At 36.5% G+C, this 14,264-nt stretch carries 13 protein-coding genes; 3 read left to right on the forward strand and 10 right to left on the reverse strand.

The window, feature by feature from the left end:
- Positions 1–55: 55 nt before the first annotated feature.
- The 10 genes from DFR56_RS04325 to DFR56_RS04370 form a co-directional block, all read right to left on the reverse strand.
- Positions 56–283: a hypothetical protein gene (locus tag DFR56_RS04325; RefSeq protein ID WP_146214249.1), complete on the reverse strand. Its 228-nt coding sequence runs from the start codon at positions 281–283 to the stop codon at positions 56–58.
- A gap of 319 nt (positions 284–602) precedes the next feature.
- Positions 603–2,447, reverse strand: a complete 1,845-nt coding sequence (locus DFR56_RS04330; protein ID WP_110394197.1) for an ABC transporter ATP-binding protein — start codon at positions 2,445–2,447, stop codon at positions 603–605.
- Positions 2,444–4,168, reverse strand: coding sequence for an ABC transporter ATP-binding protein (locus DFR56_RS04335; RefSeq protein ID WP_372442847.1), 1,725 nt, complete (start codon positions 4,166–4,168; stop codon positions 2,444–2,446). The genes DFR56_RS04330 and DFR56_RS04335 overlap by 4 nt, the downstream gene beginning before the upstream one ends.
- A 270-nt stretch (positions 4,169–4,438) precedes the next feature.
- On the reverse strand, positions 4,439–5,224 hold the full coding sequence (locus tag DFR56_RS04340; protein WP_110394198.1) for an alpha/beta hydrolase: 786 nt from the start codon (positions 5,222–5,224) through the stop codon (positions 4,439–4,441).
- 24 nt (positions 5,225–5,248) lie between these two features.
- Positions 5,249–5,455 (reverse strand): Fur-regulated basic protein FbpA, encoded by a 207-nt coding sequence (locus DFR56_RS04345; RefSeq protein WP_110394199.1) that lies wholly within the window; start codon positions 5,453–5,455, stop codon positions 5,249–5,251.
- A gap of 909 nt (positions 5,456–6,364) precedes the next feature.
- Positions 6,365–6,826, reverse strand: coding sequence for a YrvL family regulatory protein (locus tag DFR56_RS04350; protein ID WP_110394200.1), 462 nt, complete (start codon positions 6,824–6,826; stop codon positions 6,365–6,367).
- 61 nt (positions 6,827–6,887) lie between these two features.
- Positions 6,888–7,097, reverse strand: coding sequence for a hypothetical protein (locus tag DFR56_RS04355; protein ID WP_110394201.1), 210 nt, complete (start codon positions 7,095–7,097; stop codon positions 6,888–6,890).
- Positions 7,098–8,162: 1,065 nt separating this feature from the next.
- Positions 8,163–9,326 (reverse strand): MFS transporter, encoded by a 1,164-nt coding sequence (locus DFR56_RS04360; RefSeq protein WP_342353138.1) that lies wholly within the window; start codon positions 9,324–9,326, stop codon positions 8,163–8,165.
- A 378-nt stretch (positions 9,327–9,704) separates the two neighbouring features.
- Entirely contained in the window at positions 9,705–10,760 is a 1,056-nt protein-coding gene (locus DFR56_RS04365; protein ID WP_110394202.1) for a YkvI family membrane protein, read from the reverse strand.
- Positions 10,761–11,064: 304 nt separating this feature from the next.
- Positions 11,065–12,249, reverse strand: coding sequence for an NAD(P)/FAD-dependent oxidoreductase (locus DFR56_RS04370; RefSeq protein WP_110394203.1), 1,185 nt, complete (start codon positions 12,247–12,249; stop codon positions 11,065–11,067).
- Between the two features lie 136 nt (positions 12,250–12,385).
- Between DFR56_RS04370 and DFR56_RS04375 the strand changes: the two genes are divergently transcribed.
- The 3 genes from DFR56_RS04375 to DFR56_RS04385 are packed head-to-tail and all read left to right on the forward strand — an operon-like array spanning position 12,386 to position 14,241.
- A complete protein-coding gene (locus tag DFR56_RS04375; RefSeq protein ID WP_110394204.1) occupies positions 12,386–12,658 on the forward strand; it encodes a (2Fe-2S)-binding protein in 273 nt (90 codons plus the stop codon).
- Positions 12,648–13,046 carry a (2Fe-2S)-binding protein gene (locus DFR56_RS04380; protein ID WP_110394205.1) on the forward strand — a complete coding sequence of 133 codons (399 nt, stop codon included), beginning with the start codon at positions 12,648–12,650 and terminating at the stop codon, positions 13,044–13,046. The genes DFR56_RS04375 and DFR56_RS04380 overlap by 11 nt, the downstream gene beginning before the upstream one ends.
- On the forward strand, positions 13,039–14,241 hold the full coding sequence (locus DFR56_RS04385; protein ID WP_110394332.1) for an NAD(P)/FAD-dependent oxidoreductase: 1,203 nt from the start codon (positions 13,039–13,041) through the stop codon (positions 14,239–14,241). Before DFR56_RS04380 ends, DFR56_RS04385 begins: the two co-directional genes overlap by 8 nt.
- Positions 14,242–14,264 lie beyond the last annotated feature (23 nt).

A 14,264-nucleotide genomic window follows, 5' to 3' on the forward strand; every position in this document is an offset into this window, starting at 1 on the left:
TCCAGGAGGAAGAATCTTAGCAAATTCGGATTCGCCATTGCACTCTGGGATTCTCCTAATAACGCGCCAGAATCGCCACATAATTGCGGAGATGCGCCATATTAACACCGAGATTCGCCAGATAAATACGGAGGTGCGCCATATTAAAGCTGGGAACCGCCATATATACGCAGAGATGCGCCACATAATCGCGGAATACACATATATACACAAAGTAGCGCCAGGTATACATACCCTTTTCATTCGGATGAGGATGTAAAATATGTCCCAATGAATATCCCATCAATAATAGTTCCCCCTTTTAACGCTTTGAACAAAACCTTATTCTCAAAGCTAGGCTACGTGTGGTTCAAGTACCAAGGGATGATCCGATTTTACAATCATAACCTTCTACCTTGTTTAGCGCCGCCTTTTTATTATGTCTTTCACCCACCCATCAAATGCTTTTTGCACATGAACCAAAAGGAGTGCTCTTTTACCTGTATTAAGTTCCTTTTTAAGGAAAGTTATGATAAAAAAAGAAGAAGAGGATGTCTACGATCGTAGAGAGTTGATTTCTCATCGGCATGCTCTACTTTTCGGACTCCCCTTCTTTTCATTTGTCACCCGACCATCGGTTCATCAAATTGACTTTTGTATAAATCAGCATAAAATCCATCCGCTTGAATAAGTTGTTCATGCGTTCCTTGCTCAATCACTGCTCCTTGATCCATGACTAAAATAAGATCTGCGTCTTTTATAGTCGATAATCGATGAGCAATCACAAAACTCGTTCTATTTTTCATTAATGCATTCATCGCTTGTTGAATATGAATTTCCGTTCTCGTATCTACACTTGATGTCGCTTCATCTAAAATCATCATGGGAGCATTTGCTAACATTGCTCGGGAAATCGTTAATAGCTGCTTTTGTCCTTGTGAAATATTCGATGCCTCTTCATTTAACAACGTATCATATCCATCTGGTAATGTTTGGATAAAATGATGTGCATGAGCGGCACGGCTGGCAGCGATAATTTCTTCTTCTGTCGCATTTGTTTTTCCGTAGGCAATGTTTTCTTTAATTGTCCCTTTAAATAACCATGTATCTTGCAAAACGATCCCGAAGTTTTCTCGTAACTGGCTACGTTTCATTTTCTTTATATCTATGCCGTCAATGGTAATTCGTCCTTTATCAAGTTCATAGAAACGCATCAACAAATTAATTAAAGTCGTTTTCCCCGCTCCTGTTGGTCCAACAATCGCCACCGTTTGCCCTGCTGAAATATCGATATTCAGATGTTGCATTAACAATGTATCATCGTATCCAAAATCAACTTGTTCAAAACGGACATTTCCTTGAATTTTTTTCATCACTACTGGATCAGCGACCGGCTCTTCTTCTTGTTCATCTAACAATTCAAAAACTCTCTCTGCTGCCGCAATGGTTGACTGAATAATATTGGCAATATTAGCTGTTTGGGAAATTGGTTGAGAAAATTGATTTGTGTACGTAATGAACGCTTGAATATCTCCTATCGTAATTGCCCGCTGTGTCACTAAAATCCCGCCAACAATACTAATAAGCACATAGCTAATATTACCGATAAATGACATAAGCGGCATGATAATTCCTGAAACAAATTGCGCACGTCTTCCTGCATCATATAGTTCTTCATTTACTTGATTAAATGTATCAATGGACTGCTTCTCATGCCCAAACGCTTTTACCACTTCATGCCCCGTATACATCTCTTCAATATGTCCATTTAAATTTCCAAGTGTTCGTTGTTGTTTGCCAAAATGTTTTTGTGATTTTTTTAACAACGGACGAATGACATAAATAGACAATGGGATACTGACAACCGCAATAACAGTAAGTAGTGGACTAATCCATAACATCATGATAATAATCCCAATAATCGTCACAAAGGAAGTAATAAATTGTGTCAAGCTTTGCTGCAATGTCGTTGCAATCGTGTCAATATCATTCGTTACACGACTTAAAATATCTCCGTGTGAATGACGATCAAAGTAAGCGATTGGTAGCTTATTCATCTTATCAAACACATCTTCACGTAAATCATACACCGTTTTTTGTGCGACACTTGCCATAATGAATTGTTGAATAAATTGAAAAAGGCTACTGAAAACATAAAGACCACCAAGGATAAGTAATAGTTGGGCAATCTTAGTAAAATCGATTGCTGCACCTGGTATACCTTGAAATTTAGCATAGGCCCCTTCAAATAAGACGGTAATAGAATCCCCCATTATTTTCGGTCCTAACACCGCAAAAACAGTACCAAAAATCGCAACACATAAAACGAGGATTAAGCTTTTGGTTCTCGGTTTTAAATATGTTATTAATCGTTTAAATGTTTTTTTGAAATCTTTCGGTTTCTCTAAGCCAACAAGCATCCCGCCGTGACCACGAGGGGCTGGTTGCTCTCTTTTTTCCTTTGTCATGCAATCTCCCCCTCACCAAGTTGGGAAGCAACAATTTCTTGATATACTTTATTATTTTCTACTAGTTCTTCATGAGTGCCGATCCCGACCATTTTCCCTTTATCAAGCACAATAATTTGATCTGCGTGCATGACAGAGCTAACTCGTTGAGCAACAACCATAACGATTGACTGTTTTGTTTCTGCTTGTAAGGCTGCCCTTAATTTAGAATCTGTTTTATAATCAAGTGCTGAAAAACTATCATCAAAAATGTATATGTCTGGTTGTCGCACAAGCGCACGCACGATAGATAATCGTTGCTTTTGTCCTCCAGATAAGTTCGCGCCACCTTGCTCAATCATTGTCTCATATCCTTCTGGTAAATGTTCAATAAAATCATTTGCCTGCGCGATAGTCGCCGCATGGATGATTTCTTCTGTTGTTGCATCCTGTTTTCCGAATCGAATATTATCATTAATACTACCGGAAAATAATAAGGACTTTTGTGGCACAAATCCGATTTTCTCACGGAGCTGAGGAAGTGATGTCTCTGTAATGTCTACTCCATTCAACCGAATGGTACCAGCTGTAAGTTCAAAAAAGCGAGGAATTAACTGCACAAGTGTCGTTTTTCCTGAACCAGTCCCTCCAATGACCGCCGTTATCTCCCCTTGTTTTGCCGTAAACTGAATATGCTCTAGTGCTGGTTCGTCTGCTCCTGGATAATAGAATGTAACATGGTCAAATTCAAGTACCCCTTGTCCATTGTCTATTCTTTTATCCCCTTGTTTTAACTTCAACCTTTCCATTTCAAGCACTTCCCGAATTCGATTCGCCGATACCGTTGCTCGTGGTAAAACGACAAACATCATCGACGCCATCATCAGTGCGAACATGATAAGCATGACATATTGAATAAATGCCATCAAATCACCAATTTGCATACTTCCGTTGTCAATTCGTATCCCGCCAAACCAAATGATGAAAACGACAGTGACATTCATTAACAACATCATTAATGGCATCGTAAACGCCATTAGCTTGTTCACTTTAATAGATATATCTGTTAAGTCTGTATTCGCCTCTTTCAAACGAGCTCGTTCTTCTTTTCCTTTGGCAAATGATCGAATGACTCGGATACCTGTTAAATTTTCTCGGAAAACGAGATTTAATCGATCAAGCCGCTTCTGAACCCCTTGAAAAAGTGGATATCCTCTTTTTAATATAATCAAAATTGCTAGAGCAATAAACGGTATCGCAATCAAGATAACGAGTGATAATTTTGCATCTTTTGATAAAGCCATAATAAGCCCGCCGATAAGCATAAACGGTGCCATTAAAAACATACGAAGCACCATAATGGTTGCTTGTTGTACTTGTGTAACATCGTTTGTAGTTCTAGTAATTAATGAGGCTGTTCCAATCGTATCAAATTCATGTAATGAAAAATCACTTACATTCGTAAAAATATCCTCTCTTATCTTACGACCAACTCCCATCGCAACCTTCGAAGCAAAATGACTAATCAAAATAGACATGAAGACGCCAACTGCTGCAACTGCAAGCATGACGAATCCAATTTTCCAAATATAAGCGATATCCCCTTTGACAACCCCATTATCCACAATATCACCCATTAATGTCGGAAGAAAAAGTTGGGAGATAGATTGAATAAAAATAAGGAAAAATAGTAGCATAATCAAAAATTTATAGGATAGTAAATAGTTTGCAACCTTTCGCAAAATGAGTCACCTTCTTTATATTCATACAATTATTCCATACTCCATCTTAGCATAACTAGGAAAGTGACACATAATGAGGTGTTTAAGGAACATTAAGTTTTTTAAAATGCGAGGAAGAGATATGGATCGCTTTTGAGTGAAGGGTCGTTTAACTGGGGAGTTTTATTAAACACGAAAAACAAGGGCGGAAAGGAAACATTGCATTTCAACGCATGAAAATAATAACGCATGAAATCAAGACTCATCGGATTTCATGCATTATTATTTATCTTAATAGTTTTTCCCAGACCCTTTTAATAAAAAGCAATTTTCCTTTTCTTGTTGCTTTACAAACTGATGACATGCCTCGACAATCGTCTCTTTGTCATTGTCCATCGTTGCAACATGATATGAATTCGTTAAAGTAATTATTTCTTTCTTTGTTGCACCAATTTTCTCCAAAATATATTCCGTATTTTCAGGAGGGCAGACATGGTCAATTGTTGATTTAATTCCAAGTATAGGGGTTTTAATGTTTGACAAAATAGCTGGCGTACTTTCCATTAAGTTTTGCAACTCATGAATAGCTGTTAACGGAGTCTTTTGATATGTTATTTCATGTACATTTTTTGCTTTAATATCAGGGGTTCCCTCATCGATAAATCGTGGCTCTGTGCTTCCTTTTACATATTCCAATGTCGGGATCGTTAATGCTGCATTGATTAACATAATTCCTTGAATTGACTGAAATTTATGAGCAAGATGGAGTGCTAACGTTCCACCCATCGATTGTCCCATGACAAAAATAGTTGAGCATCGTCTTTTTAACACGTTATATGCCTTTTCCATGGAATGAAACCAATCTTCTTTCGTACAATTTTCAAGATCATGATAGTGGGTTCCATGTCCTTTCAGTCTAGGAGCTAAAACAGTATACCCTAATTGTGCCAATCTTTTTCCAACATATACAACACTTTCCGGTGTTCCCATAAATCCGTGTGAAATTAGGATACCAACATCGTTCCCCTCAAAATAAAATGTTTCAGCTCCAGCAATGACTGGATATATTTCACCCATTTTAGATTCCTCCACTTATTTATGCTATTTTTTTCTCCATTTAATTCTTAAGGATCCTAAACCATCATGAGGGTGACTTTCTGTTAAAAATAATTGATACTTATTTTCTAGTTCCTGCAATGACATATGATAAAGATGCTGATCTTCTCTTTTATATATCTTAAATGCAATTAATTTATTTATTAGAATTTCCCGACGATGCTTGTCTGTAGTCTGAATAATATGAGCCAATGAAATCTCTCCTTCTTTTCATACGATATTTCGATTAATTTCATTATATAACATACAATACCAATCGGTCAAGTATGAATTGAGATCCAAAAAAGCAAAAATCGTTAAAAACTCTTTCCAATGGTCCTACCTTAGCCTCGGCCAGAAGGTATTTATTGGTCGCAGGACGGGATGCATTAATTAAACTTTGCTGAATATCGGAAGTTTCTGGTGAAAATAGCATTAAGTGACTTTGAACTGGTGGCGTAATGGCCCAACTCATCATTCCCCAAAAAACTAAAATAATCCAAAATAAGGCTACAACTTTTACCGTATACGGGATAATAAATAAACAAAAAGCTAATAAAGCAATTACTGTATATAAGCGATATCACCTTTTACAACCCCATTGATGTTGGAAGAAAAAGTTGTGATAAAAATTGAATGACTATAAGAAAAATATAAGTATAACTAGCAACTTATATGATCATAAATAGTTTGCAACCTTTCACAAAATGAATCACCTTCTTCCATTTTTTCATACAATTATTCCACACCTTATCTTAGCATAACTAGAAAATGACACATAATGAGTTGTTTAGGGAGCATTGACAATTTTTTGGAGAAGCTAACTGTTACAAAGGAATGAGATATGGATAGTCATCTTTTGAGTGAAGATAATTCATTAGGGAGTTTTATCTAAACATTTAAAACAAGTGACTAGTAAGCCTCTGTTTAAAGCCCATCGACAAGGTTGCTTTATCGTAGGAAGAAACTTGAAATTTGACTAGCTTCTGCTTAAGCAAGACACAATTAATTTCGCAAATACATTTTTATCCACAGCTATAGTCAAAGACAAGTTCCTAGACAAAAAAGAGTAAGCAAATGCTCCCCTTTAATTTCCATTATAAAACAATCACGTCCGATTAACTAAGATTCATTTTCGGAAACAGATTTTTGATTATCAAATACGGGTTCTAATACACCTAATAGTAATGCCACTATTAATTTCGTTTTCAAGGAAAGTGTGATGCTTTCCATCAACGCATCCACTATAAAAAGAACAAGCCAATTTGATGCAAATCCAAATAACAATTGTATTAAAAATGCATTTACATTTTCAGTTATGTTTTCAACAGTTAATTTGGCCATAGCATCAAAGAATAAATCCACAATAATTCCTAAAATAAAGAAACTGACAACAAAAATAAGTAATGACCAAATAGATTCATAATGAACACCTAGTAATGTAAAAACTCCTGCGAAACCAAAGAAGAAAATCCCTAAAACAAACCCGATTACTAAAACAATAAAAAGCGTAAAACCAATAATTGTTGTTGTCTTTTCTTTTAGATTCTTATTTTTAAATGAACCGTTATTATGTTCATCCATTTAAAAACCCCTTTTCAACAATCTCGCTCGTTTATTAAAATAATTCTGTCGTTCCTAATTCCTATAAAACGTTTTCGCTCGTTTCATCTTCCTCATCATCTGTCATATAATCTGGACCCCTAACTGGATACTGTATAAAGATGCTGATCTTCTCATTTATATAGTTAAAAGCAATTAATTTTTGAGAATTCCCAAAGATGCTTGTCCATAGTCTGAATAATATCTCTCTTTCTTTTCGTACGATATTTCGATTAATCTTACTATATAACACAACTTTCGCACCTATAAAAGGCGTTCAAATCGTTCGTATGGTTACGCTTGGGATACTTTAATTATCCCCTTGACAACTTTTGTATCACAACCGTTTTCAAAAAGATTGGGACTCCGGGAATATGCTCCTCCCAAATAGATTTGTTATTTTAGGCATAAGTAGAGATAAACTGTACAGTAAATTAGTTTAATTTTCATTCTACAAACCTAGTCACAGCAACGTTGATTTGCGCTTCGGACAGTCGCTTTCCGCGGGCACGGCGGTCTGCCTCCTCGCGGAGAAACCACCGCTGCGGGGTCTTCAGACACGTGGGACTGCGCTAAATGCTCGTCCCATCGAAGAACATTTGCTTTTCCCGCAGGAGTCAACTGTCCTACGCTCCAATCAACTGTACGTTAGGTTAGGTGAATATAAATGAGAATAATTTCAAACATAAATTACCGTAATGATTCAACCTCACCTGAGCGAAGGAAATACACGGAGACTCCTGTGGGAGGATAGGCCTAGATGAGACCCCACAACGAGCAAAGCGAGTGAGGAGGCTCAACAGCCGCCCACGGAAAGCGGAGTGTATTTCCGTAGCGGCCGGCTAAAATGTTATGTCGCAGCTAAGCTCAAATACGTGATAAGAACAAAAAGCAAACAATGAATCCAAAGTCAACTTGCACACCGATGTCTCACCCATTTAATGCTACGATGGCTTTTGGATCTGTTTTACTCTGCGAAAGTTGAGTATATAATAAATATTACCAATCGTTCAAGTATAAATAAAAGTATGGAAAATACTAAAATAATTAAAAAATGTCTCCGAATTCTACCTACCTTAACCTCCACCAGAAAATGTTTATTGGTCACAAGACGTGTTAGTGTGGATAACAAACGTTATATAGACATGATGCTCGTTATCAAGCTCGATCTGCTTTAACGTTTTCCACTAACGCTCTTCATATCTGGAGCTAGGAGTGCTCGATTTTTTAACCATTTAAACATGCAGAAAATTAAATTCATTGGTAATGATTTTTTTTTGTAATACACTTTTCAGACAGTACCTTGTTGTTCATTTGATCAAGCAACATTTTTGGCAAAATGGAGTTCTCGTCTTGTCGAAATCATCGCTGTAATAAAAGCAATCACAATAAAGATAACTCCAACATGTGCATTCATTTCGATAGAGCCAAAATGAACGATCATGCTACCGATAAATGTACCAAAGGCAATTCCTAAATGAAGAGATGCATTATTTAAACTTTGCTGAATATCGGATGTTTCTGGTGATAGCAGTATTAAATGACTTTGAATTGGTGGCGTAATGGCCCAACTCATCATTCCCCAAAAAACTAAAATAATCCAAAATAACACTACTATATTTACCGTAAACGGTATAATCAATAAACAAAAAGCTAATAGAGAAACGACGATAAGGATCGTCTGACGGATGCCAAATCGGTCTGCCGCTATCCCGCCTAACCCACCGCCACTAACTGCAGCAATTCCATAGACAAAATATAAAATTGAAATCGTCGTTCCACTAAACCCAAGCATTGTTTTCGTAAATGGAGTTAAATATCCATATAACGTGAAATGACCAGCTAAAAAGAAAAATGTTGTTAAATGGGCTAATGAAATTTTATAGTTTTTTAATGTCGCGATTTGTTTACGTAGTGGAATAGCCTTTTTGGGCGGAACTCTTCTCAGAAAAACTGGCATAGCAATCATTAAGCATACGGTTAGCGTTGCAATTAAAATGAATGGTGCTCTCCAAGTAAACATATTGCCTAGTGTTACACCAATTGGAAGACCTAAAACGAGCGACCCACTCACTCCCATTACAACAAGTCCAATCGCCCTTCCACGGAATGCAGGCTCAACAATGTTTGATGCAAGATTAATACATAATACAACAACTAATGAGCCACTTGCAGCCGAAATAATTCTTGCAACAATTAACATCATAAAAGTCGGACTGAAAATTGCAATGATATTTCCGATCAAAAAGAAGATTAGCGCTATAAAAGCTAATCGTGTCCGCTCGACTTTGGCAAAAATAATAAGAAAAATTGGAGCCGATATAGCAAATACAACGGCAAAAACGGAAATTAATAATCCCGCATTACTAATACTTATGCCTAAATCTATAGCAACTAAATCTAAAATACCGCCAATAATTAATTCGGCCATTCCTACGACAAACGCGATAATCGTTAGCATATAGACACGTTTATCAATCAAAATGTTCTCCTCCTACATGAAAACCTACCATTAGAACTTTACCATATTAACAGGAAAAGAAACAGTCACTCGCTCCATTTTTTTAATACGTGATTTTGGTTATACCGAGGAACCCTAGTTCCAAATCGCGATTATGGGCTTATTGTGAATTATGCCGACTTTAAAACAGGAATGTGAGCTTACCATGAATTATGCTAGCTTTAAAACAGGAATGCTCCATTAGTGTGAATTAGGATGGCTTTAAAAACGAGAATGCAGTACTTTTGGACAAAATATAGTTCAAAGAATCATCCCAAACTTACGAAGATTAAAAAAGTCGTTCCAACAAACGAACGACTTTTTCAGCTTATTACTCTCATATTTAAATAACAAATTTGTTTAATTTTTCGCGTTTTTTGCAAGTTTAAATGGTGCATAAATTAGTGCAAATATCAAGAATAATCCTAAATAACCGATTGTTGAGTAAAATTTGGAAACTAATGTTGTAAATCCTACAAAACTTGCAATAAACCCAACTACTAAAGTTACTACAGTTGCAAGATAAGCTTTTTTCGTACCCATTTCAAAAAACCTAGCAACAAATGCGTAGAACATACTTACAGCTGTATTAAAGATCATTCCGAACAATACGAGTGACATAAAAATTCCAAGTACTGGTGAAATTTCTTCAACAATTTTTAATAAAGGTAAATCATATGCTGCCACGACATCGACTTTTGAGAAGATGGCAAGATGAGCAAGGATGATAAGAACTCCAATTCCAAGTCCCCCAACAAGGCCACCGAGTGACGCAATTTTTTCATCTTTTTCTGCTCCACCCATTACGATTGCCATACCTGCCCCAACTGCAATATTAAACGATACATAGTTAATAGCAGAAATAAACCAGTTCGGCATAGAAGATTCTTGTTGTTGTGCAATCGGATTCAATTCGTTAAAAGAAGCATCCATCGTAAATAAACTATAAACTGAAATAATAATAAGTGCTAAAATTAAAAATGGTGTAATACTGCCGATTACTGCTACGACTTTATCAACTTTCAACATCATCGTTAATATTAAAAGGACAACTAAAATTAAGCTACCGACAAATGGTGCAAGTCCAAATTGTTGGTTTAATGTTGAACCAGCTCCCGCAATCATAACAACTCCAACGCCGAATAATGTAAAAACGATAATGGCATCAACGATTATTCCTAAAAAACGACCACTTATTTCATATATCGCATTTTTATGTGAATTAGTTTGTAAGCGGCTGCCAACTTTCGTTAGTGTCATACCAAGATAGGCAAATAATGCAGTTGAAACAATTGCTGCCAATGTCCCTAAATGACCAAAACTTGTAAAGTATTGCAAAATCTCTTGCCCAGATGCAAATCCAGCTCCGACAATAATACCAATAAATGCGCTTCCTATCTTTAAGATTCTAAACATGATAATCCCCCGTCGTTTTCTAGAAAATATAATATGATTTAATAAGCTAAATTATTATATCAACTTTTTTTACATTTTTCTATTATTTTAACGCTTACATAAAATTTTAATAAGCATAAATAATTACTAGCAGAATAAAATTAAATGCGCGAACTTATTTATACAGGCACGGGTAACAAGTTCGCGCTTCTTCTTAGTCGTTAGTGTTTATACATATTTAGTTAAAATCTTATTTTCCATTCGCATCATAACATAAACATTTTAGGAAAGACTCTAAATAAAAAGATACTTTTTGATACTGTTCTTATGATAGTATTTTCGACTTAGCAAATCGATCATAACGTAAAGGCTCTGTTGGAATAATTGTTTCCGACTTTTCATTAATTAATTCCTCAATTAGTTTCCCTGTCACAGTTGCTAAACTAATGCCATCTCCTTCATGACCTGCCGCAATGTAGAATCCCGGTACTTCTTCCACTGCTGAAACAATTGGTAAATGATCTTCTGTAAATGGACGGAAACCTGTATACGTACGAATAATTTTAAAGTCATCCATTTTAGGGAAAAAGCGTAACGCACGTCTTGCAAGTGTTTGCACTACTTGAATGTCGATAGAACTATCATAGCCGACAAATTGACGACTACTTCCAAGTAAAAAGTTTTGACATTCTGTTGGCTCAAGTACTAATGCAACACCATGTTCAGCTGTACGTTTATCGGCAATACGCTCGCGACCAAATTTATTCATTAAATACCCAAATTCCATTACATTTCGCATCATTACTGGCTGTTGTCTTGAACCAACAATAATATGCCCCTTCCGTGGAATGATCGGAATGTCAATATCGAGCATTTCACCGATAAATGGAGCCCAAACGCCAGCAGCATTGACCACTTTGTTCGCTTGGAATGTTCCGTCACTCGTTTCAATCGTAAAATCACTTTCACCACGTGTTATATTTGTCACTCCTGCTTGTGCTTTAACATCTAAGCCAAAATCTTTTCCGGCTTTTTCAATTAATGAGTAACAAAATAAATAAGGGTTAATTAGTGAATCTGTTTCACATTCTAGTCCCCCAGGAATATCGTGCGCAAAAAATGGTGATTCTTTACGAATATCATTTTGGTCTAATACATTAAATTTAAGTCCATTATCGCTTTGCGTTTTTACCCAATCTACTGCTGCCTGCATTTCATCGTCATTATCGCAAACTAGAATACTACCATGCTCCCTAAATTCAAAAGGAAGATTAAGTGTTTTATGCAAATCATTCAATAATTCCTGACTAACTAACGACATTTGACTATCAAAACCAGGATCTTTATCGACAATTGTAACATTTCCATCACAACGAGAACTTGTCCCGCTTGCAATATCATTCTTTTCAATTAATAAACACTTTAATCCTGATTCAGCAAGATAGTAAGCAACCGCACAACCAACGATACCTCCGCCAATTATGGCTACTTCATAGTTTTTATTACTCATAAACAATACCTCCAGCTACAATTATTAAACTTTTTCTCATTATATTCTAATTTTAACATAAAATAAAGAATGTTTTGTGTTAGAATAGAATTATTGCTTAATATTTTTTATCATATCCGTGTAAGGAGGCTAATTTATGCAACATTTAATAATATGTCGCTGTGAGGAAGTTTCTTTGAAAGATCTTGAAGAAACTGCTAAAAAATTTAATTGCACTGCCCGTGAATTAAAATTACGGACTAGAGCAGGTATGGGCTTTTGCGGTGGGCGTACTTGTCGACCAGCCGTAGATAAAGTATTAACGGACTTAACGAAAGAAAATCCAACAGATGCAATCCCATTAAAAGTTTCACCACCTGTTCGACCAATTTCTTTATCTGATTTAGGAGGAAAAGCAAGTGACGACTAAACGAATTGTGAATCACCCTGTTTTAGGTAAATTAGAAGAAAATAAGAAAATTACCTTTACATTTGATGGACAATCATATGATGGGTATGAAAACGATACGATTGCTTCAGCATTACTAGCTCATGGTATCCGTACACTAAGAAAACATGAAGAATCAGGAAATCCACGTGGCATTTATTGTAATATTGGTCACTGTTATGAGTGTCGCGTTACAGTGGATGAGGTGTCAAATGTACGCGCATGTTTAACACCCATTAAGGAGAATATGGTAATTGAAAGCGGTAAAGTTCAACCGTCTCCGTTAGATCCAAAGAATGAAGGGGATCTTCCAAGAACGTATGATGAATTTATTCGATCGGAGGAGCAGAAGAAGAATGCAAATAAATGATGTTGTAATTATCGGTGCAGGACCAGCTGGTTTATCTGCCGCTATTCAATGTAGAGAAAACGATTTACGTGTTACTGTACTTGATGAATTCCCAAAACCGGGCGGGAGACTTCTCGGACAGCTTCACCAAGAGCCAACTGGTGAATGGTGGAATGGTATTGAAGAAACGAAAATTTTAGTAGATAAAGCTGAAAAGCTGAACACAGATATTCGCTGTGGAGTTTCAGTACATCATATTGAAAAGCTTGAAGATCATTTTGTCGTACATACGAATAAAAAGAACTTCCCGGCTAAAAATATTTTAATTGCAACAGGTGCTGCTGAAACGGCTGCTCCAATCCCGGGGTGGACATTACCTGGTGTTATGTCAATCGGAGCGGCACAAGTAATGACGAACGTTCACCGTGTAAGTGTTGGCGAAAAAGGAATTGTCGTTGGTGTCAATGTCTTATCAGCTGCGATTGCACGTGAATTACAGTTAGCTGGAATTGATCTTCATAGTATGGCACTTCCTGCTCGAAATGCCGTTTCAGAAGACCAAGCAAATCCACGATTAGTAATGGAGCGTTTAGTACGAATCGCACATTTAGCCCCATCTGCATTTATTAAATTTGGAAGCAAATTCGCTAAGTTTAAGTTTGTACAAAATATTGCTTTGCAGTTTTTTCCTAAAGGTGGAGTGAAAATGTGGGACATGCCAATTCACCTTCGTAAAGCAATTAAAGAAATAAATGGAACGGACAAAGTCGAATCGGTTACGATGGTTGATGTCACTGTCGATGGTGATATTATTCGTGGGACAGAAGAAACGATTCCAGTCGATTTCGTCTGTATTGCAGGTGGATTATATCCATTGGCTGAGTTGGCTGCAGTTGTTGGTGTTCCATTCCAATATAGTGAGGAATTAGGTGGACATGTGCCTATCCATAATGAAGCAATGGAAACTTCGATGAAAGGCATTTACGTTGCTGGTAATATTACTGGAATTGAAAGTGCAAAAGTTGCCCGTGAACAAGGTGCAGTTGCAGGTTTATCAATCGTGAAAAATACGTTGCAAAATGCGACTGTTGATGGTAAATTGAAAGTTGCAATCAACAATGTTAAAGCGACACGTGAAGCAGCGACGATTCAGTTCCATCCAAGAATTGAAGAAGGTCGTGAAAAAGTTACGACAGCGTTCAACCAATTAACATAATTTTTTGTTGATCGTATGAGGGA

Source organism: Pseudogracilibacillus auburnensis, assembly GCF_003201975.1.
Lineage (GTDB): Bacteria > Bacillota > Bacilli > Bacillales > Amphibacillaceae > Pseudogracilibacillus > Pseudogracilibacillus auburnensis.

Coding starts and splice junctions, on each gene's coding strand:
- DFR56_RS04325 (WP_146214249.1), bottom strand. CDS start 283: ATGGGATATTCATTGGGACATATTTTACATCCTCATCCGAATGAAAAG.
- DFR56_RS04330 (WP_110394197.1), bottom strand. CDS start 2,447: ATGACAAAGGAAAAAAGAGAGCAACCAGCCCCTCGTGGTCACGGCGGG.
- DFR56_RS04340 (WP_110394198.1), bottom strand. CDS start 5,224: ATGGGTGAAATATATCCAGTCATTGCTGGAGCTGAAACATTTTATTTT.
- DFR56_RS04350 (WP_110394200.1), bottom strand. CDS start 6,826: ATGGATGAACATAATAACGGTTCATTTAAAAATAAGAATCTAAAAGAA.
- DFR56_RS04365 (WP_110394202.1), bottom strand. CDS start 10,760: ATGTTTAGAATCTTAAAGATAGGAAGCGCATTTATTGGTATTATTGTC.
- DFR56_RS04370 (WP_110394203.1), bottom strand. CDS start 12,249: ATGAGTAATAAAAACTATGAAGTAGCCATAATTGGCGGAGGTATCGTT.
- DFR56_RS04375 (WP_110394204.1), top strand. CDS start 12,386: ATGCAACATTTAATAATATGTCGCTGTGAGGAAGTTTCTTTGAAAGAT.